General features: G+C 39.7%; 22 protein-coding genes and 1 other annotated feature. Of the genes, 7 read left to right on the forward strand and 15 right to left on the reverse strand.

Annotated elements, in window-relative coordinates; all coding sequences use genetic code 11:
* Positions 1-52: 52 nt before the first annotated feature.
* Positions 53-607 (reverse strand): RNA 2',3'-cyclic phosphodiesterase, encoded by a 555-nt coding sequence (gene thpR / locus ACFX4G_RS03905; RefSeq protein WP_097824696.1) that lies wholly within the window; start codon positions 605-607, stop codon positions 53-55.
* A gap of 190 nt (positions 608-797) precedes the next feature.
* Here thpR and cysK point away from each other — a divergent pair, with 190 nt between their 5' ends.
* Entirely contained in the window at positions 798-1,730 is a 933-nt protein-coding gene (gene cysK, locus ACFX4G_RS03910) for a cysteine synthase A (RefSeq protein WP_013085245.1), read from the forward strand.
* A gap of 32 nt (positions 1,731-1,762) precedes the next feature.
* On the opposite strand, the gene pepV is transcribed toward cysK, so the two are convergent.
* On the reverse strand, positions 1,763-3,166 hold the full coding sequence (pepV, locus tag ACFX4G_RS03915) for a dipeptidase PepV (protein WP_097824698.1): 1,404 nt from the start codon (positions 3,164-3,166) through the stop codon (positions 1,763-1,765).
* A gap of 408 nt (positions 3,167-3,574) precedes the next feature.
* On the opposite strand from pepV, the gene ACFX4G_RS03920 reads away from it, so the two are divergent.
* Positions 3,575-3,796: a DeoR family transcriptional regulator gene (locus ACFX4G_RS03920; protein WP_013059517.1), complete on the forward strand. Its 222-nt coding sequence runs from the start codon at positions 3,575-3,577 to the stop codon at positions 3,794-3,796.
* 223 nt (positions 3,797-4,019) lie between these two features.
* On the opposite strand, the gene ACFX4G_RS03925 is transcribed toward ACFX4G_RS03920, so the two are convergent.
* Positions 4,020-4,736, reverse strand: a complete 717-nt coding sequence (locus ACFX4G_RS03925; protein WP_097824699.1) for a pseudouridine synthase — start codon at positions 4,734-4,736, stop codon at positions 4,020-4,022.
* 51 nt (positions 4,737-4,787) lie between these two features.
* Positions 4,788-6,431, reverse strand: coding sequence for a putative polysaccharide biosynthesis protein (locus ACFX4G_RS03930; RefSeq protein ID WP_377572894.1), 1,644 nt, complete (start codon positions 6,429-6,431; stop codon positions 4,788-4,790).
* A gap of 211 nt (positions 6,432-6,642) precedes the next feature.
* On the opposite strand from ACFX4G_RS03930, the gene ACFX4G_RS03935 reads away from it, so the two are divergent.
* On the forward strand, positions 6,643-7,914 hold the full coding sequence (locus tag ACFX4G_RS03935; RefSeq protein ID WP_043975922.1) for a BaiN/RdsA family NAD(P)/FAD-dependent oxidoreductase: 1,272 nt from the start codon (positions 6,643-6,645) through the stop codon (positions 7,912-7,914).
* Between the two features lie 4 nt (positions 7,915-7,918).
* Here ACFX4G_RS03935 and ACFX4G_RS03940 read toward each other — a convergent pair whose 3' ends face one another.
* From ACFX4G_RS03940 to ACFX4G_RS03980, 9 genes are all read right to left on the reverse strand, one after another.
* On the reverse strand, positions 7,919-8,098 hold the full coding sequence (locus tag ACFX4G_RS03940) for a sporulation protein Cse60 (RefSeq protein ID WP_013059521.1): 180 nt from the start codon (positions 8,096-8,098) through the stop codon (positions 7,919-7,921).
* Between the two features lie 210 nt (positions 8,099-8,308).
* Entirely contained in the window at positions 8,309-8,488 is a 180-nt protein-coding gene (locus ACFX4G_RS03945) for a hypothetical protein (RefSeq protein ID WP_080781547.1), read from the reverse strand.
* A 102-nt stretch (positions 8,489-8,590) separates the two neighbouring features.
* The gene (locus ACFX4G_RS03950) at positions 8,591-8,902 is read right to left on the reverse strand and encodes a rhodanese-like domain-containing protein (RefSeq protein WP_013085250.1); all 312 of its coding nucleotides are present in this window, start codon (positions 8,900-8,902) and stop codon (positions 8,591-8,593) included.
* Positions 8,903-9,140: 238 nt separating this feature from the next.
* Complete coding sequence (gene leuS, locus ACFX4G_RS03955; protein ID WP_322552462.1) at positions 9,141-11,555, reverse strand: leucine--tRNA ligase; 2,415 nt, start codon at positions 11,553-11,555, stop codon at positions 9,141-9,143.
* Positions 11,556-11,619: 64 nt separating this feature from the next.
* Positions 11,620-11,838: a binding site (T-box leader), on the reverse strand.
* 243 nt (positions 11,839-12,081) lie between these two features.
* Complete coding sequence (locus ACFX4G_RS03960) at positions 12,082-12,273, reverse strand: hypothetical protein (protein ID WP_377572922.1); 192 nt, start codon at positions 12,271-12,273, stop codon at positions 12,082-12,084.
* 64 nt (positions 12,274-12,337) lie between these two features.
* Entirely contained in the window at positions 12,338-13,660 is a 1,323-nt protein-coding gene (locus tag ACFX4G_RS03965; protein ID WP_377572896.1) for a GntP family permease, read from the reverse strand.
* Positions 13,661-13,816: 156 nt separating this feature from the next.
* Complete coding sequence (locus tag ACFX4G_RS03970) at positions 13,817-15,004, reverse strand: MDR family MFS transporter (RefSeq protein ID WP_029319939.1); 1,188 nt, start codon at positions 15,002-15,004, stop codon at positions 13,817-13,819.
* A gap of 158 nt (positions 15,005-15,162) precedes the next feature.
* The gene (locus tag ACFX4G_RS03975) at positions 15,163-15,318 is read right to left on the reverse strand and encodes a hypothetical protein (RefSeq protein ID WP_013059527.1); all 156 of its coding nucleotides are present in this window, start codon (positions 15,316-15,318) and stop codon (positions 15,163-15,165) included.
* Positions 15,319-15,330: 12 nt separating this feature from the next.
* Entirely contained in the window at positions 15,331-15,594 is a 264-nt protein-coding gene (locus ACFX4G_RS03980; RefSeq protein ID WP_013059528.1) for a YtzC family protein, read from the reverse strand.
* A gap of 169 nt (positions 15,595-15,763) precedes the next feature.
* On the opposite strand from ACFX4G_RS03980, the gene mnmL reads away from it, so the two are divergent.
* Together mnmL and mnmM are read left to right on the forward strand one after the other, a co-directional pair.
* Entirely contained in the window at positions 15,764-16,726 is a 963-nt protein-coding gene (gene mnmL, locus ACFX4G_RS03985; RefSeq protein ID WP_097824706.1) for a tRNA modification radical SAM protein MnmL/YtqA, read from the forward strand.
* Positions 16,723-17,292 carry a tRNA 5-(aminomethyl)-2-thiouridylate-methyltransferase MnmM gene (gene mnmM / locus ACFX4G_RS03990; protein WP_043975906.1) on the forward strand — a complete coding sequence of 190 codons (570 nt, stop codon included), beginning with the start codon at positions 16,723-16,725 and terminating at the stop codon, positions 17,290-17,292. Before mnmL ends, mnmM begins: the two co-directional genes overlap by 4 nt.
* Before the next feature lie 12 nt (positions 17,293-17,304).
* On the opposite strand, the gene ACFX4G_RS03995 is transcribed toward mnmM, so the two are convergent.
* Positions 17,305-18,363 (reverse strand): tetraprenyl-beta-curcumene synthase family protein, encoded by a 1,059-nt coding sequence (locus ACFX4G_RS03995; RefSeq protein WP_013059531.1) that lies wholly within the window; start codon positions 18,361-18,363, stop codon positions 17,305-17,307.
* Positions 18,364-18,394: 31 nt separating this feature from the next.
* On the reverse strand, positions 18,395-19,171 hold the full coding sequence (locus ACFX4G_RS04000; RefSeq protein ID WP_013059532.1) for an alpha/beta fold hydrolase: 777 nt from the start codon (positions 19,169-19,171) through the stop codon (positions 18,395-18,397).
* A 107-nt stretch (positions 19,172-19,278) separates the two neighbouring features.
* Here ACFX4G_RS04000 and ACFX4G_RS04005 point away from each other — a divergent pair, with 107 nt between their 5' ends.
* Positions 19,279-19,806, forward strand: a complete 528-nt coding sequence (locus tag ACFX4G_RS04005) for a gamma carbonic anhydrase (RefSeq protein WP_014457969.1) — start codon at positions 19,279-19,281, stop codon at positions 19,804-19,806.
* A gap of 191 nt (positions 19,807-19,997) precedes the next feature.
* Positions 19,998-20,522, forward strand: coding sequence for a phosphatase PAP2 family protein (locus tag ACFX4G_RS04010; RefSeq protein WP_043975902.1), 525 nt, complete (start codon positions 19,998-20,000; stop codon positions 20,520-20,522).
* Positions 20,523-20,531: the final 9 nt, after the last annotated feature.

The following is a 20,531-nucleotide window of genomic DNA, read 5'->3' on the forward strand; positions in this document are numbered from 1 at the left end:
TTGATAAGAGCGATTTTTAAATAACCTCTCTCCATGCTTGTATGTTCATATGCTACTGTGACTGCAAGGAAAAAGATAGTATTTTTTTATATTTAGGTTTGCTAGCAGGATGAACTTCAAAAAGGGCAAATGAACTTACTTGAAACTGTTCTTCAATCGACGTTTGCTTTAACTGTTCTTCCAAAAGTCCGGCTTCCCCTCCCCACTTCTTTGCAATCGTAATATGAGGACGATAAGGACGTTTTTCGTATAAGCCGCTTAGATCTTCCCATACGGCCTGTATATCCCTTTGCAGATTCATAAGCTTATCATTTGGCCTAAGGCTTACATAAAGCACTCTAGGCTTGTTATACGCACCGAACACATCGTACTGACCTGTCTGCAGCGAAAAACTTGAATGACGGGAGGCTACTTCTTTTAAGCGCGTAATCAGCTTTTCCTTTTTGTCATCTAAAAACCCTAAAAATTGTAGCGTTATATGATAATCGTCAGGGTATGTCCATTGTTTGAAAGGAAAAGGTATTAATTCCTTTGCCCAATTTTCTGCCTGATGTGCAATGGATACAGGCACGTTGATTCCAATAAAATAATGTTTATCGCCTTTCATCAAATCGCTCCTTTTCTTTTTATTATCTTTCCCCAATTGGTTATGTTCAAAAAGAGCTAGATCTATTTTAAAGGTTTTTTCGGATAAAATAGAGAGGTTTTTCTGAAAATTTGTCATGTGCTTAAAAAATAAGAATTTGTGTTATCATAGAAACAATACAGAGAATTTTTATAAGAAAAGGATGAGAAAAATGAAAGTTGTTAACAATATGGCTGATTTGATTGGCGAAACACCTCTTGTTAAGTTGAATCGTCTTCAACCTGCAGATGGAGCATCCGTTTACTTAAAACTAGAATTTTTTAATCCAAGCCGTAGTGTAAAAGACCGTGCTGCTTTTAATATGATCGTGGAAGCTGAAAAAGCAGGCTTGCTCAATGAAAATTCTACTATTATTGAACCAACGAGCGGAAATACAGGTATTGGCTTAGCAATGAATGCAGCGGCAAGAGGTTATCGTTCTATTTTAGTTATGCCAGATACCATGACTCAAGAACGAATTAACTTGTTAAAAGCATATGGTGCTGAAGTTGTTCTAACACCGGGCGATGAGAAAATGCCTGGAGCAATTCGCAAGGCAGAAGAGCTTACAAAAGAAATTCCAAATGCATTTATGCCCATGCAGTTTGAAAATAATGCAAACCCTGACGCTCATCGAAAAACGACTGCTAAAGAAATTATCGAGGCAATGAACGAGTTAGGCAAAGACTTATCTGCTTTTGTTGCTACTGCTGGAACAGGCGGAACGATTACAGGAACTGGTGAAGTACTAAGAGAAAACTACCCAAATATGACCGTTCATGTTGTGGAACCAGCTGGGTCTCCTGTATTATCTGGAGGAAGACCTGGGAAGCACAAGCTTGTAGGAACAAGCCCTGGATTTATTCCTGATACGCTTAATGTAGATGTTTACGACGAAATTTTAAAAATTAAAGATGAACAAGCCTACGATATTACGCGACGCTTGGCTTCTGAAGAAGGAATTTTAGTCGGTCCTTCATCTGGCGCTGCGTGCTATGCTGCTATCGAGGTAGCCAAAAAATTATCTCCTGATCAAGTGGTCGTATGTATTGCTTGCGATACAGGTGAACGTTATTTATCAAGCGACCTATTCTCATTTGAATAATAAAAAAGCGAACGCAAAGGCGTTCGCTTTTTTTATTTAGCTAATTCGTAAATAGCCTGTGCATAAATAGCTGTTGCACGAAGTAAATCTTCAATTACCATGTACTCGTCTTTTTCGTGCGCTACTTCTTCACGGCCTGGGAAAAGAGGTCCAAATGCCACCCCCGCTTCCAATGCTCTGGCATACGTTCCTCCTCCAATTGAAATAAGTGTAGGTTCTTCATTTGTTTGTTCTTGGTAAACCTTTTGAAGCGTTTGAATAAGCTCATGTTTTTGATCGACATGATGTGGTTTAGAATCTGTAAAATGTTTGATGGTCATTTGATAAGATTCACTTTTTTCTGTAATCGTATCAATAATGTCGTCAATATGAGCTGATACAGGATAGCGAATGTTTAAACCAAAGTGCCCCGCTTCTTCTTGATTGTAAGACATGATTCCAACATTTATCGTTAAATCACCCGTGACCTCATCTTTGCGATTTAAGCCCATTTTTTCTCCTAGTGCATCTTGAACTAAATACGCATTTGCATAACCTACAAACTGATTAGCTTGTTCATCAAGTTCTAATGTGTGTAAAAAGCGAAGAAGCGTAAGTCCAGCATTTCTCCCTTTATCAGGCACACTGCCATGTGCTGAAACGCCTTCTAAAGTAAGTGTGTATACACCGCTCTTTTCTGTTATTGAACCTTTTAAAGACTGATCCTTTAAAAATTGATCATATTTATTTTTAATATCCGTTTCACTATGGAATTCAAGAACAGCTGTTGCAAGATCAGGAACCATATTGTAGCGTCGCCCAGAGACAAATGATGTAAGCTGAACGCTTCCCTTTGTTCCTTCAATTGGCTGCTGGCGAATTTCTACGTCTGTAATGCCTTTTTCAGCAAAAATGATAGGAAAATCCGCATCGGGCGCAAACCCCATAGTTGGCATCTCTTCATGATTGAAGTAGTGGTCCACACATCTCCAGTCACTTTCTTCATCCGTTCCAATGATCATTCGAACCCGTTTAGATAGAGGAAGCCCTAAATCTTTCACAATTTTCATCGCATAATAAGCAGCCATCGTCGGGCCTTTGTCATCGATTGCTCCTCTAGCAAAAATTTTCCCGTCTTTTATTTCACCGCCGTATGGATCAACCGACCACCCGTCTCCTTCAGGAACAACGTCTACGTGACAAAGAATGCCAAGAAGTTCTTTCCCTTCTCCTGCTTCAATATGACCAGCATATCCGTCTACGTTCTTGACGGAAAACCCGTCATTTTTTCCTTTATTTAAAAGAAAGTCAAGCGCTTGAGCAATTCCAGGTCCAAATGGCTCTTCTTGTTTTTCTGTGCTTGTCAAAACACTTTTAATTTGTAGAAAACGCTGCGTCTCAGCTAGAATTTCAGCTTCTCTTTTTTGAACTTCCTCTTTCCAATTAATTGCCGTCATCTGTTTGTCTCCTTTTCCTGCTTTTACAGATTGTATCTATCATTACTATTGGTAAATTTAACTTTATCATACCTTTATATAGAAAGAAATAATTGTCTCTTTCCTTTCATATCAAAGGTTTACAGAGTCAAAATTCCGGGAAATAAATTGTAGGCACAATCGATAAAAACGGATTCTATTTGTTTATTGTTTACATATACTATAAAAAATGTGCAAATAGAGGAAGGAGATGTTACGAAAGGATTACATATTTATATCATTTTTTGTAAATATTGTGTTAATTTGCGTTTTCTCTTTTATTTTTCTGTCGATTTTGTGTACAATAAGGATAAGGACTGAAATAGTGCTTGACATCTCAGAGTTATAAAGAAGTTGTGCCTTACGAAAAACGAATAAGGAAGTGGTTTTTTGAAACCTTCAACTAATCGAATGCTAACTCGTATCAAATCGGTCTATATGTTCATTTGTAAAAATGGAACAGTTACAACGCAAGAGCTCGTAGACGAATTTGGTATTACACCAAGAACCATTCAGCGTGACTTGAATGTGTTAGCATATAATGATTTAGTTCGCAGCCCAAGTCGCGGTACATGGACGACTACGCAAAAGAAGGTCAAGATGTCATCCTAGTAAGTTTATTTCAAGGGTAGTAAGTGATTTATATATAGAGATAAAATTCTACGCAGTAGAAAGTCAAGACTTGGACGAGTGCATAGTCCCCCGCTCCATTTGCACGTCAAGCAGAGTTGGTACTCGTTTAAGTGCTTTAACGTGAAATGTTTCACTTGTCTAACAAAGTGGACAAAAAAAAGGAACCATTTTAGACTTAGGTTCCTTTTTCTTTCGCCTCTTCTTAGGCATTTGAGTTTTGCAATAAAGCTAGTTCTTCTTCCGTTAACTCCCTATACTCTCCTAAATCTAACGACTCGTCTAATAGCAAAGCTCCCATAGATAAACGTTTTAAATACGTTACTTTTTTTCCTCTTGCTTCAAACATACGCTTCACTTGATGAAATTTCCCTTCAACGATCGTTAATTCAATTTCTGATTCCACACCGCTTGTTAGTATCTTTAACTCTGCTGATTTTGTTACATATCCATCATCAAGAGTGACACCTTGCCTAAATGCTTCAGCATCTTCTTCAGTCACCGGTGCATTAATTTTTGCAAAATACGTTTTAGGAACGTGCTTTTTAGGAGATAGCAGCTGATGTGCAAGCTGACCGTCATTCGTCAGCAGCAAGAGCCCTTCTGTATCTTTATCTAAACGCCCTACCGGAAATGGGTTATACACAGCATCATCAAGTTCAAGCAAGTCCAAAACTGTTTCATGAAGAGAATCTTCTGTCGCTGATATGACGCCTTGCGGCTTATGAAGCATAAAGTAAACAAATTCTCGGTAAGAAACGGCTTCGCCATGCACAGTTATTTCTTGTTCATCTGGATTAACGTGGACCTTAGCATCTTTAACTGCTGTACCGTCTACCTTAACAGCCCCAGTCTTTAAAAGACCTTTAACTTCTTTTCGGCTTCCGTACCCAATGGTAGAAAGCAATTTATCCAAACGCATGTAATATCCTCCTCTTTTTTGAAAAGAAGATGACTCTAACGAGTCATCTTCTTAGGCACTGCGCTGTTTATTTCGGCGCAGTATCTTTCGTTCAATTGCACCTGTTACCCTCGCTCCCATTACTTTTTCAAGCAGGCTTGTACGATAGGTAATAATAAAGTAAATAAGGCTGCCTACTGCTGCTCCTATAATCGTAATAACAGTGGCAGAGAATCGTCCTGGCGTTGTAAACAGACCAATCACTGCTGCGACAATTTTTACGCTGATTCCCATAATCGCAACAAAAATGAGAATAAGCACAGAGCGTTTTATAAACTCACTGTAGTTATATTTTGCGTGTTTTTGAATAAGCGCAAACATATAAACAAGAGATACGATATAGCCTAGTGCAGTCGCTAAAACTGAACCAATCTCGTGGAACATAAGAATAAATGGAACGTTCACGACAATTTTCACAATCAATCCAAATAATAGACTTAAAACAGCATATTTTTGTTTGTTGATTCCTTGTAAAATAGCTCCATTCACCGTAAAAAATGAGAACAATAAAGCTACCGGTGCATAGTAAAGCAAGACATTCCCACCCGCATCCGATGCATCTGTTCCAAAGAAAAACGTATAGGCTGGGCCAGCTAAAGCCATTAATCCTACAGATGCTGGCAGCACAAGAAACATAATCGTTTGATATGTTTGATCAATTTGCTTTTGCAGTACGTTATAATCTTTATTCACAAAGGAACGTGTAATCGTTGGTACAAGAGTCAAACCGAACGCAGTAGCTAATGAAACGGGAATCATCACAAGCTTTGGAACATAAGACTGAACAATTCCGTTCATTGACTCTGCTATTTCTTTTTGTCCAGCCGCTACCATTGCACGGTTAAATGTGAATTGGTCCACATACTGATAAAGCGGAATAGCCAAGCTGACAAAGACATATGGCAATGAATACGTAAGCAGCTCTTTAAAAATGGATACGGTAGAAATACGCGTAGGCGTTACCGTCTGCTCGTTCACCATTTTATCAAGATAAGGCTTTCGTTTTTTCCAGTACCAAATTAATACAGCCAATCCAGCAAGAGCTCCTACAAAAGCCCCCATCGTAGCAAATCCAACGGCTAATGCAAGACTCCCGTGGACAACTTTGATGACGATATAGGTAGATGCCAATAAAAAGACAACCCGCACAAGTTGTTCAACTACTTGTGAAACAGCTGTTGGTCCCATAGACTGGTGACCTTGGAAAAATCCTCGCATTAAACTCATCATCGGTACTACAATTAACGCAACACTAACCATTCGCATAACCATTACTACATCTTCTAAGGAGTTATTTAAATCAGAACCTCCCAGTGTAATTCTAGACATAACAGGAGCTAATGAATATAAAAGTAAAAATGCAAGTATTCCTGTGACAAGCATTAATTTCATGCCGGCCCGGTACATTCTTCTACTCGTATAGTAATCACCGAGTGCATTATATTTTGATACAAATTTCGATACGGCCATTGGCATACCGGCTGTAGCAATACTTAAATAAATAGCATATTGGTTATATCCGTAACCAAACAGTGCTCCCCCTACGGTTCCAACAAGGATCGCAAATGGAAATAAATAAATCATTCCCAAGATTCGGGATACATAGGTGCCAAGAGTCAGCACAAAGGTCCCTCTTAACAATTTTGAATCAGACATACGTTTGCCTCCGATACTTAATGTTACATACTGATAATAATGATAGAATTGAAAAGAAGCAAGTGACAGTATACACTAAGAAAGGTCTTATACTCACTCGCACTCGTCAACAAACTAGAAAAACAAAGACTATAGCCCATTTTATCCAATGTTGAGAGATTTGTCAGTGAACAAACTAAAATTTTTTAAGAATAGACAGGTTGGTGAAAGTATGATATATGATGTAGTCGTAATCGGAGGAGGACCTTCTGGTTTGATGGCATCGATTGCAGCTGGTGAGTCAGGTGCAAACGTATTATTAATTGATAAAGGCAATAAACTGGGACGAAAGCTTGCCATTTCTGGAGGCGGACGCTGTAATGTGACAAACCGTCTTCCCATTGATGAACTTATTAAACACATTCCAGGAAACGGACGCTTTTTATACAGTGCGTTTTCTGTTTTTAATAACGAAGATATCATCTCTTATTTTGAAGGCCTTGGAATTAAATTAAAAGAAGAAGATCACGGCCGTATGTTTCCGGTCAGCAATAAAGCGCAATCTGTTGTTGACGCATTAATTAGCGAACTTCACCGTCTTCGCGTGACAATTCGCACAAACACAGCCGTTAAACGCGTACACTATGAGAACAACACCGTGAAAGAAGTTGTGCTTCAAAACGGGGAAGCAATCCAAACGAAAAGCGTTGTGATTGCAGTAGGTGGAAAATCAGTACCTCATACAGGTTCGACAGGAGACGGTTATCAATGGGCAAAAGATGCGGGGCATAAAATTACTGAGCTTTACCCAACAGAAGTTCCTATTACATCTAGCGAACACTTTATTAAAACCAAAACGCTTCAAGGTCTATCGCTTCGCAATGTAGGACTAAGCGTGCTTAATAAAAAAGGCAAGCCTGTCATTACTCATCAAATGGATATGATTTTCACTCACTTTGGCATCTCTGGCCCTGCCGCTCTTCGCTGCAGCCAATATGTTGTTAAAGAGTTAAAGAAACAAAAAAGCAACACTGTTCAAATGTCTCTTGATTTATTTCCTAGCCAAAACGAAGAAGATATTTTTCAACAATTAGTCAAAACAACAAAAGAAGAACCGAAAAAAGCAATTAAAAATGTCTTAAAAGGTTTTGTATCTGAACGTTATCTATTGTTTTTACTCGAGCAGGCAGGCATTGATAGCCAAGCGCTAGCAGGACAGCTTCAGCATGAGAAACTGAGAGAATTTGCAAGACTGTGCAAACGATTTGAATTTGCTGTAAACGGCACGCTTTCTTTAGAAAAAGCATTCGTCACAGGAGGCGGCGTATCTGTTAAAGAAATTCACCCAAAAGAAATGTCTTCGAAATTTATGCAAGGCCTTTACTTCTGCGGGGAAATTCTTGATATCCATGGATACACTGGAGGATACAATATCACTTCTGCTCTTGTAACAGGCCGTTTGGCTGGAAGTAATGCAGGAGAATTTGCAACAAGCCTAGCATAATATGCTAGGCTTTATACATAACCATGGCTGAAAAACAGTACACCTGCTCATCACGATCAACATCCACTGTCACTTGGTATTTAATATCAACGACGTCTTCATCCTCTAATTTCCGTAAAAATCGGTTCACCGCAAATTCTAAATCTTTTTCATGCTCTTTATCAAACATTTTTACTTGTATCACAGCTTCTACCACCTTGTCCTATCAAATTTGTTTCAATCAGAATGGACTGTTTCTCTTGATGATGGTTTTTGTACAGATTTTCAATCTCTTACTACCTCTATTTTTATGAGGGCTTTTATAGATTTAGTCATCATTTGTTTTCCTGCTATCATTTTAGTCGGTTGGCAGAAGTTTCATTCAAAAAAGAGGTTAAGACATAACGAAATGAATTCAATCTAAAGACGAACAAATGGGATACATGAGCTGAACCGCTTGTAACACGGCAGTTGATTTCCTTGCAAGACTTCGCTTTCCGCGGGCGGCCAGTGATCCTCCTCCTCGCTTGCGCTCCTGGGGGGTCTCACCTGTTCCGCTTTTCTCGCAGGAGTCTTCGCCTTGCCTTCCAATCAACTGCTAGAAGAAACGAAACAAAAAAAATGAACCACTAATCAAACATGTTGATCAATGGTTCATTTTTCACTTCAGCTAAGATACTTTTGTCCCAGCCTCTTTTTATTTATTAACCGTTTTTCCTTCCCACTCTAACATACCGCCAACCATATTTGTTACTTTATATCCTTGTTCTTGAAGGTAGTAACATACGTTTTCACTGCGGCGGCCCGAACGGCAAATGAAAATATATTCTTTGTCTTTATCGAAATAATCCACATTACCTGGAATATCATTCATACGAATGTGTTTAGCAGTGGGAATCATTCCTTCTGCTACTTCTTCATCTTCGCGCACATCAACTAAATGAAGTTCTTCTCCATTTTCAACGCGTTTTTGAAGTTCTTCAGGCGTAATTACTTTTACTTCTTCCATCTTCGTCATTCCTCTCTATTCTTTCATTCAGCTTGCTATCGCTATTGTAGCAAATTCAAATACCTTTATGCCACTAAATAAGAAAAGCTTAAGCAGCAGCCTGCCTAAGCTTTTCCAATCGTAGTTAAAGGTTTGACTAAGCGCCTGATGTCAACCCGAAAGGTGGACATCAGGCGCTTAGGTCTAGAACAGAACCCCTGACTAAAGAACTGTCAGGGGTTCTGTTCTACATCAATACTTAATTAGCTACGATGTTTACTAATTTACCAGGCACAGCAATCACTTTGCGCACTGTCTTACCTTCAATGAACTCTTGAACATCTTCATTAGCCATTGCAATATCTTGAAGCTCTTCACGAGATGCCTCAGCAGGTACGTTTACTTTCGCACGTACTTTACCGTTAATTTGAACGACAATTTCCACTTCATCATCTACAAGTTTTGCTTCGTCAAACGCAGGCCAAGCCTCATACGAAATTGTATCTTCGTGACCTAGTTTGCTCCATAATTCCTCAGTCGTATGAGGACAAATTGGTGCTAATAGCTTCACAAATCCTTCTACGTATTGCTTTGGCAGCACGTCAACTTTGTATGCATCATTGATGAATACCATAAGCTGAGAGATACCTGTATTAAAACGGAGGCCTTCGTAATCTTCCGTTACTTTTTTCACCGTTTGGTGATACACGCGTTCAAGCGTAGTGTCATTGCTTTCTTGAACCTTGCTGCTTAATTCACCGTTATCGTCAACAAGTAAGCGCCATACACGATCTAAGAAACGGCGTGCACCATCAAGCCCTTTTGTTGACCAGGCGATTGACGCATCTAAAGGCCCCATGAACATTTCATAAAGGCGAAGCGTATCTGCACCGTGGCTTTCTACGATCTCGTCTGGGTTTACAACGTTACCTTTTGACTTACTCATTTTTTCGTTATTTTCTCCAAGAATCATACCTTGGTTAAACAGTTTTTGGAACGGCTCTTTTGTTGGAACTACGCCGATATCATATAAAAACTTATGCCAGAAACGAGCATATAATAAGTGAAGAACAGCGTGTTCAGCTCCACCGATATAAATATCAACCGGCAACCATTCTTTTAATTTATCTGCATCTGCTAACGCTTCACTGTTTGTTGGATCAATGTAGCGTAAGTAATACCAGCAGCTGCCTGCCCATTGAGGCATTGTATTTGTTTCGCGGCGCCCTTTTTTGCCTGTTTCCGGATCTACAACGTTCACCCAGTCATCAATGTTTGCTAACGGAGATTCACCTGTGCCTGACGGTTTGATTTCAGTCGTTTTTGGTAACACAAGCGGAAGTTGATCTTCAGGAACTGCAGTCGTTGTGCCGTCTTCCCAGTGAATAACAGGAATTGGTTCACCCCAGTAGCGCTGACGGCTGAATAACCAGTCACGCAGACGGTATGTTACTTGTTTTTCACCTTTTTCATTTGTTTGAAGCCACTGAATCATATTTGAAATTGCTTCTTCTTTATCTAAACCATTTAAGAAGTCTGAATTAACGTGCTCGCCGTCGCCTGTATAAGCTTCTTTTGAAACGTCTCCGCCCGCTACTACTTCTTTAATCGGCAGTTCAAATTTAACAGCAAATTCATAATCACGCTCATCATGAGCCGGAACAGCCATAATTGCACCTGTGCCATAGCTCATTAGAACATAGTCAGCAATCCAAATTGGCATTCTCTCGCCGTTTACAGGGTTAATTGCATAAGCACCAGTGAATACGCCAGTTTTGTCTTTAGCTAAGTCTGTACGTTCTAAATCGCTTTTGCTTTTAATTTGATCTAAATACGCTTCTACCGCTTCTTTTTGTTCGGCTGTTGTAATTTTTTCTACAAACGGATGTTCAGGTGCTAAAACGGCATACGTTGCCCCAAATAGCGTGTCAGGACGCGTTGTGAACACAGTAAATGTGTCGTCGTATCCATCGATTGTGAAGTGCACGTGAGCTCCTTCAGAGCGGCCAATCCAGTTGCGCTGCATTTCTTTAATACTTTCTGGCCAATCAAGCTCATCTAAATCTTCTAGTAAACGATCTGCATAAGCGGTGATTTTAAGCATCCACTGCTTCATTGGACGACGCTCAACCGGATGTCCCCCACGCTCACTTTTGCCGTCAATAACTTCTTCGTTCGCAAGTACCGTTCCTAGAGCAGGACACCAGTTAACAGCTACTTCATCCACATAAGCTAAGCCGTTTTTATATAGCTGTAAGAAAATCCACTGCGTCCATTTGTAGTAGTTTGGATCAGTTGTATTAATTTCTCGCTCCCAATCGTAAGAGAAACCTAACGATTTGATTTGACGACGGAAATTATTAATGTTAAGTTCAGTGAATTCAGCCGGGTCGTTTCCTGTATCTAATGCATACTGTTCAGCAGGTAGTCCGAATGCATCCCATCCCATCGGATGAAGTACATTGTATCCTTGCATACGCTTCATACGAGATAAAATATCCGTTGCTGTATAACCTTCTGGATGCCCAACGTGTAAACCAGCGCCAGATGGATAAGGGAACATATCTAATGCGTAAAATTTACGCTTTCCTTCATCTTCTGTTGTTCTAAATGTTTTATTTTCTTCCCAAACTTTTTGCCATTTTTGTTCGATCTTTTCATGATTAAAAGCCATACATAATCCTCCTTGTACGCTCCAGCTGTATTTAATTAAACTAAAAAACCCCTCATCCCTCAAACAAAGGGACGAGAGGTTGAATAAACTTCCCGCGGTACCACCCAAATTAGCACAATTATGTACTCACTCATTTTCCTTAACGCGGATAGACGGCAAATGTTACTTTACTTCACATTTACAACTCCAAGGTGAGTTCATGAACGCTCGTTTGCTGACTCGCACCACCCGTCAGCTCTCTTAGCTCGCTTCGTTCACTACTATTCCTTATCATAGTTTTTACATCATACTACCTTGTATTGTAAATAATATGTTCGTAAACTGCAAGTTGTTCAAGGGATTTTGTAAAAGTTTCTGCAATGCAGCACTGCTTTATTGCTAAATCCTCTCTTTCATTCTTATATATGAACAACTTCTCCCAAAAACATACATCGACGGCCAAACAAAAAAGGGATTGAGACATAATTAAATCAATCCAATTTAAAGACGAACAAATAGAATAAATGCGCTAGTATGAATCTCTTGGTTACACCGCTGTTGATTCCCGTGCAAGACTTCTCTTTCCGCTGGCAGCCGATGAGCCTCCTCGTTGCTTACACTCATGCGGGGTCTCACCTATTTCAGGAGTCTTTGTCTTGCCCTCCACTCCGCAGCTAGAAGCACCTAAACAAATGAAATCTACGTTCACCATAAACATGAAAAGATCCGAACGATTCATCGTTCGGATCTTCCTTCAACTAAAATACTTTTATCCCAGCCCCTGCTTTCTTTAGCTGCTATTATTAAATGCCAAATCCAAAAGAAAACAGGATGATCGCAAGTACAAGACCAACAAGCGGCACAATCACCGTCATTGCTGCAACTGATCCATACGCATCTTTATGAGTTTCTCCGCAAATAGAATTAATGGTTGTTACGACATAACCATTATGAGGCAAGGAATCTAGTACTCCAGAGGAAATAGCTACTACGCGATGGAGAGCTTCTGGATTTACACCAGCATCTAGATAGTGAGGTGCTAAAATTGGCAAAGCAATCGCCTGACCTCCTGAAGCCGAACCTGTCATCCCCGCGATAACACTCACGGCAATAGCTCCTCCGATCAACGGACTTCCTGGAATATGCGTCATGGCATCTACAGCCACTCCAAACGCGGGAACAGCCTTAGCAACTCCTCCAAAACCTACGACAGCGGCTGTATTCCCAATAGCAATTAACGCACCCAGCGTTCCTTCTGAAGCTGCATTCCAAAATCCTTTAAAATGCTTTCGGTTCACAATATAAGTGACAATGATCCCGCTTAAAAGTGCGACAATCAGCGCAGATTGCTGAAGTGGCTTATGAAGTGCAAAAGAAATAGTGAGCACGACCACAAGCGGAAGCAAACTTAATAAAGGATTAGGAAGAGACTGATTTTCCGTTACTACTGGATCTTTCTCGCGTGATATAAAACGCTCTCCATTTTTAACTGCTTTTGAAATCAAGCGCTTTAACCACCAGTAGCCGAATACAGCCATCACTACTGCTACAACTAAACTAACTTCCCATCCTGCATACGGACTAGTCTTCAAATATTCAATTGGAATCCAGTTTTGGATTTCAGGCGACCCAGCCGAGGTCATCGTAAACGTAACGGAACCAAATGCTAAAGCAGCAGGAATAAACCGCCTCGGCAAATCGGCTTGTTTGAATAAGCTCAAAGCCATTGGATAGACAGAGAATGCTACTACAAACAAACTGACTCCTCCGTATGTCAAGACCGCACAGGCAAGTACAATCGCCAACACTGCTCTTTTCATTCCTAGTTTACTGACAATCCAGCGAGAAACACTATCAGCAGCCCCGCTGTCTTCCATCACTTTTCCAAAGACGGCGCCCAATAGAAACATTAAATACCAAGAAGCAATAAATCCTGTGAAACCAGACATGTAATTTCCAACAAAATTTGCTTCCCCTTCTTTCACCAGCTGTGGAAATAAAGGCATTCCGCTTGTTAACGCAACAACTAAAGCACTGAGCGGACCTGCTATAAATAAATTCATGCCTCTCATCGTTAATACAATGAGCAGCAATAATCCTCCAATTAATCCAATCATACTAAGCATATTTAGCCCCCCATGAAGTCATATAATTAGAAAACGCTTACATATTTACAGGTATATACTCCTTCCTTTGCTTGTCACGACCCTTACTATATTATTAAAGGAATACTGAAGACATTCCTACGTTTATTAAGCAGTCAAAAATAAAACCATCTCTATTTATTTAGAGATGGTTAACGAACGCTGACGTTTTTCTTTTAATTTATAATCGTATATCCATGTTGTACACATGCTGAATAGCAATAGCCCAATTAATAAATAGCACAGCGTAGACATATTAAACGCATCGAAAATAACGCCTCCAAAGAGAGGACCAATCATTTTACCTGCAGTAGCCATGCTGTTAACTACACCTTGATAAAATCCTTCTTTTCCAGATGGTGCCAACTGACTTGCAACAGCTGGAATGGCTGGCCAAACGAACATTTCTCCAATTGTCAACACAACCATGGCTGTTAAGAACTGCGGAAATGTTGTAGCATTCACCACGATAACAAAAGAAGCCACAAAAATAACCGTTCCAATTAGGACTTGTACTTTTAATGTTTTTGCTACTTTTTGAATGATGGGTACAATCAAAGGCTGACCGACTACAATTAAAATCCCGTTAATCGTCCAAAGCAAACTGTAGCTAGAAAGAGGTATATTCAGCTCACGCGTATGCGTAGCAATCGTTGTTTGCCACTGAACATACGCCACCCAGCATAAGACATACCCCGTACATAAAATAAGAAGAGCAGTCAGCTTCGTTTTATGCCCAATGCTCCCAGCTTCATTAAGGACATTCGTTTGCCCAACTGTAACCGAAATATGGCGATATGAAAAAATAGCAATAAGCAGAAAAATAACGTATAAAATTGTATTAGCTAAGAAAATATACGTAAATGAATAAGACGCTACAATGCCTCCTACCGCGGCGCCAATAGCTACTCCTGCATTTTGAGCAACGTACATCGCATTAAATGCTTTTCTTCCGCCCTGTGGCCAAACGGACCCTGCCATTGCATACATAGATGGAAACACAATACCAGATCCAAACCCTACAACAACCAAGAGAACAACGTATGTAGGCCAACCATGGAAAAACACGAGTCCCACTAATGCAATAAGAGTAATAATAATTCCTGATAAAATGGATTTATATCCTCCGATTTTGTCAAAAAGCGTTCCTCCAAGCAAATTTCCTACTACGCTTGCAGCAGAATTCAGCATAAGAACCACTCCTGCGACGGACAACGACTTTCCTAAATGTTCATTTATATAAATTGTATTGAGAGGCCATAAAAATGAAGCTCCCGTTACGTTTACAAGCATACCAATAATCAAAAACCAAAGTGATTTAGGCATTGATCTCCCCCCTATCTATTCGAATGCCAACGTACATTCTAGTCTTTTCTTAAAGGGTTCGCAATGCTTTTACATATAGACAATTTATTTAAAATTCGCTGACTATTTAAAAAGGTGATTTCACATGACAATATCATGCAAAACCACCTTTTTATCGCTTACTTTTGCTTCGAACGAACCGGCTGTGCACGCTTGCTGTTTCGTGCTTTTAATTCTTTTACCGGATCAAAATCTTTTCCTAGCTCAATGTCATTGCTGTTGATCCCGTTTTTTGTTTTTTGTTCCGGATTATTTTGATTTGAACGCGTTGCCATAAAATCCTCTCCTTAATGCTGAGTTGTGATCAATTTATTTTGCAGCTGCTGAACTTGCAGGCGCATGCGATATAGCTGCTCTCTTTGCTGTGCATTTGCACTGTGAGAAAACTCTTCAATTTCTTTATAAGCATTTTCTAATTTTTCCTGTGCTTTTGTATACTCAGTGTCGTTATAATGTTCTTGCTTCATGCCTTCCTGCAACTGGCCTTGTCCAAAGCGAATAGCATCTTCACACTGTTGCATAAGTTGATCCACTGCTTGACGAGTTGTCATTCTCTATTCCTCCTATTCGTTCATTTCTGTCTTATTTTGCGCAACTTTACTTCCCTTTACGACAAGAAGAACCTGTTAAATATAAGCATCCTTAAATTTGTTTGGCACTTTTTCACGTTTTTGATACAATTTGTTGATGTATATTGCATGTAAAAAGGAGGTTGCTGATTTGAGTCAGACAAACCCATTTCCGTATAAATCTGAAAACAAACGTTATCACACCTGGAATTACCACTTACGTAACCACTTTGGCCATAAGGTATTTAAAGTAGCCTTAGATGGAGGATTTGATTGTCCAAACAGAGACGGCACGGTAGCTCACGGCGGCTGTACGTTTTGCAGTGCTGCCGGCTCAGGGGATTTTGCCGGAAACAGAGCGGATGACCTCGTGACACAATTTAATGAAATCCGTGAAAAAATGCATCATAAGTGGAAAGACGGAAAATACGTTGCTTACTTTCAAGCATTTACTAATACTCATGCTCCTGTCGAGGAGCTTCGTGAAAAATATGAAGCCGTCTTAAAGCTTCCCGGAGTTGTTGGGCTTTCTATCGCCACGCGCCCTGACTGTCTCCCCGACGATGTGGTGGAATACTTGGCTGAATTAAATGAACGAACTTATCTATGGGTAGAACTTGGACTGCAAACTGTTCATGAACGAACTTCACTGCTTATTAACCGGGCACACGATCATCAATGCTATGTAGATGGGGTAGCAAAGCTTCGAAAACACGGTATTCGCGTTTGTTCTCACATCATTAATGGTTTGCCTTTAGAAACACCTGATATGATGATGGAAACCGTACGTGAAGTAGCAAAATTAGACGTTCAAGGAATCAAGATTCATCTGCTTCATTTACTAAAAGGAACTCCTATGGTCAAACAGTATGAAAAGGGCCTTGTTGAATTTCTTTCATTTGAAGAATACGTAAAGCTTGTATGCGATCAGCTCGAAGTACTCCCTCCTGAGATGATTGTTCATCGTATTACAGGCGATGGACCGATAGACCTCATGGTTGGACCGATGTGGAGCGTAAATAAGTGGAGCGTATTAAATGCCATTGATCAAGAGCTCCAACATCGTCAAAGCTATCAAGGAAAATATTACGAAAAAGAGTTGATGGAAAGATGAAAATAGAACGTATCCTGCCTTTTGCCCGCACATTGCTCACTAATGCTGTGGCCCAAGGAGATGTCGCGATTGATGCCACAGCAGGAAATGGACATGATACATTGTTCTTAGCTAACTTAGTCGGAGATACAGGTCATGTATATGGATTTGATATTCAACCTCAAGCCATTCAAGCAACTCAACAGCGATTGACAGAATACCATGTAGAAAACAGAGTAACACTTATCCAAGAAAGCCACAGCAATATAAACATGCTTCCTCGTTCTATTAAAGGACGAGTCACGGGCGCTGTCTTTAATTTAGGTTATTTACCAGGTGGAGATAAAGACATTGTCACCACTTCTGAAACAACAATCTCTGCAATTGAGCAGTTACTTGATTTGCTAGCACCTGAAGGAGTGATTGTGCTCGTTATTTATCATGGACACGAACAAGGGAAACAAGAAAGAGACGATTTACTAACGCATGTCCAAAATCTTGATCAAAAAGACGTTCACGTTTTACAATATCGTTTCATGAATCAGCAAAACAACCCTCCCTTCATCATTGCTATTGAAAAAAGATAAGCCGCATATGGCTTATCTTTTTAACATTCGGTACAAGCGTCCGTTGATATAGAAAAAGTAGCTGAGGGCTCCCCCCGCTTTTATTAACCTACGTGCATTCACATGAACATGTTTTTGTGCCCGCACTTTTTGATCCGACAAATAAACGCCCAAGAGTCCTTTATAGATAAAGCAGTGAAAGTGATAATCTGGCAGTTTTTTAGCATATTCGTCCGCTTTTACGACAAAATGCAAAAAGCGATCCATCATTTGCTGATAATGAGGATAATAAAAACAAAAGTTCAAATCTCCTCCTGCTTTATCTTCTTCTTGGTCAATTAAATAATCGAGTAAAATATGTAAGCCTTGAATATAAGGAAAATATCCTGCTTTTATTTTCTGCGTCATTTCTTCGGTCATCTCTTCTTGAAAGCTATAAGCAACTAAACAAAAAATTCCTAACGTTGAACCAGAGCACGCTGAAAATTCATACCACTCCATTTCAGGAACACTGTGCCGGTGAGCATCGAACCAATTCTCTAATCGTGGAACTCTTTCCTTGATTTCAACATGCTTATGTATTTGCAAATCACAATAATAATTAGCTAGTTCTAATAAATGTGAAGAGACTATATGGTAATTACAAGCTTTTCGCAAGGACTGCTGACAAGTCTGGACAAGTCCAGCTAAGTATCCTCCGTCGTCTTTATCCGCTCGAAAACGATAGTAATCCCCAAGAGGTGCATGAGGAGTCAACGCATCTGGCATCGATTCATGTAAGGCGGCAAAATCTTTAGGGTCTAGCGAATTGCTGCGGTCACATAAGTTATCTAAGTAATCGCTGATTGTTTGGTAGGCAACAATAAATTTCACGCATTCAATCATGTTTTCTTTCGCTAAAATCGATAGGATACCGCCTCCTTCACAATGAAAAGTTTTTGTATCGATACTTGCCAATGCTTGAGTACGCAATTCTTTATTAGGAATCTCTTTTGCTCGTTCGCGCCAATGATTAAGCTCATGATGAACGACAGGAAACACTTCTCGATAAATTTTTCTCATTAATGAAATAGGATGAGACGGAATCTTCATTTATTTTCACCTCAATTTCTTACCGCACTTATTAAATGTGAAGATCCACAAAACTTTTCGCATATGTAAAAACGTATTCTCTTTCAGGCTCATTAAAGATTTCGTGATACAGCTGAGACCATTCTTTGTAGATTTTTTCACTTAGCTCTATTTCATCAAACCACTGCCTAACAATCAGCTTTTCAATAATTTTATCTTCTCCTGCCTGCATCACAAGAAGCGGGACATCAGGCAAACGATCGATATCTTTAAAAGCTAAGTTGACAGCTTGGATCAATTCCCGGTACCATCTTACAGAAACTTTTGTAACATACAGTGAGTCATTTTCATCTTCATCTCGAACTTCTTGGTTTCTTGTTGCTTTTTCAACAGTGAGACCTAAATCGAAAAGTTTGTTCGGCATGACTTTATTTAACCCTTTAGATAGCATATCTAAATAAGCCGGTACTTGCTCTTTTAATCCTAGACAAGGAGAGGAAAGAATCGCACCCCATATAGGGAGGTTTTTTGTCTGGAGCGTACGAATAACCGCCAGTCCTCCCATACTGTGACCTAACAGGAAAATAGGCAAATCATATTTTTGCGCTTCACGTACCCATTCTTCCACTTCATACACATATTCATCAAAGGATAGGATATGTCCTCTTCTTCTTGTTGTTAAGCCTTGGCCAGGAAGGTCTCCCATAATTACGTGCATTCCAACCGAACGCCACATCTCAATCAGCCAGCGATAGCGTCCGTGATGCTCCGCTGCTCCATGGACCATGACAATAACGCCTTTTGGATTTACTGCTTCCCATTTATGCATTTGAGTTACTCCTTCTTCCTTTTTTTGTTTACCTGCTTAAAAAACCTTTGTACACTTACATTAGAAGATTTACTACTTTTTTTCAACTAATAAAGGGAGATGATTTGATGATTTATCCGTATAAAGAAAAAATGCCTACCATTGCACCCAGCTGCTTCATCGCAGACTATGTCACGATTACTGGAGATGTCACCATTGGTGAAGAAAGCAGCATTTGGTTTAACACTGTTATTAGAGGAGATGTTTCACCTACGATTATTGGTAAACGAGTAAACATACAAGATCAATCAACACTCCATCAAAGCCCAAATGCTCCTTTGCTTATTGAGGATGATGTAACAGTAGGACATCAAGTTATTTTACATAGCTCCATCATCCGCAAACGCGCGCTCATTGGCATGGGTTCTATTATTTTAGATGGTGCGGAAATTGGTGAAGGTGCTTTTATCGGTGCTGGAAGCTTAGTGCCTCCCGGTAAAAAAATACCCCCCAATACTCTCGCACTCGGCCGACCTGCTAAAGTAATCCGCACTCTGACAGAAGAGGATTTAAAAGATATGCAGCGCATTCGTACAGAATATGTAGAAAAAGGGCAGTATTATAAATCTATTAAGAAATCTGATTCTTCATTATAAAGGAAACGTTCCCTCAGAAAGTCATACTGAGGGAATTTTTTTAGTATCTCCACAAACTCTCCAATCATGTTCTATTCTCTCCACAATTGTAAAGAAATTTCCATATTAATTTACATCGTTTTAGTACTGCCTACACAATTAAAGATTAAACTGAATAATAAAGACGTATTTATTGAAAAGGGAGCGACTCTATGAAAGCCAAGTTAATTCAGTATGTATATGATGCCGAATGCCGATTATTCAAAAGCGTAAACCAACATTTTGATCGAAAGCACTTAAATAGATTTTTACGTTTACTAACTCACACTGGCGGAGCCACGTTTACCATTGTGATAGCGTGCTTGCTGCTATTTCTGCATCCTTCATCCGTCGCTTACGCTTGTGCGTTTTCTCTAGCCGTTAGTCATATTCCTGTCGCCATTGCTAAAAAACTATATCCGAGAAAACGACCTTATATTCAATTAAAATATACAAAAGTATTAGAAAATCCCTTAAAAGATCATTCATTTCCGTCTGGGCATACAACAGCTATTTTTTCGTTGGTTACCCCTCTTATGATTGTTTATCCAGCCTTCACTGCCGTTCTTTTGCCTCTTGCAGTAACGGTAGGAATTTCAAGAATTTATCTCGGTCTGCACTATCCGACGGATGTCATGGTAGGCCTGATACTGGGCATCTTTTCAGGTGCTGTGTCACTGAACATATTTTTAACTTAATTGATAGGA

It is taken from the genome of Priestia sp. YIM B13486 (genome assembly GCF_042787865.1).
Lineage (GTDB): Bacteria > Bacillota > Bacilli > Bacillales > Bacillaceae_H > Priestia > Priestia megaterium.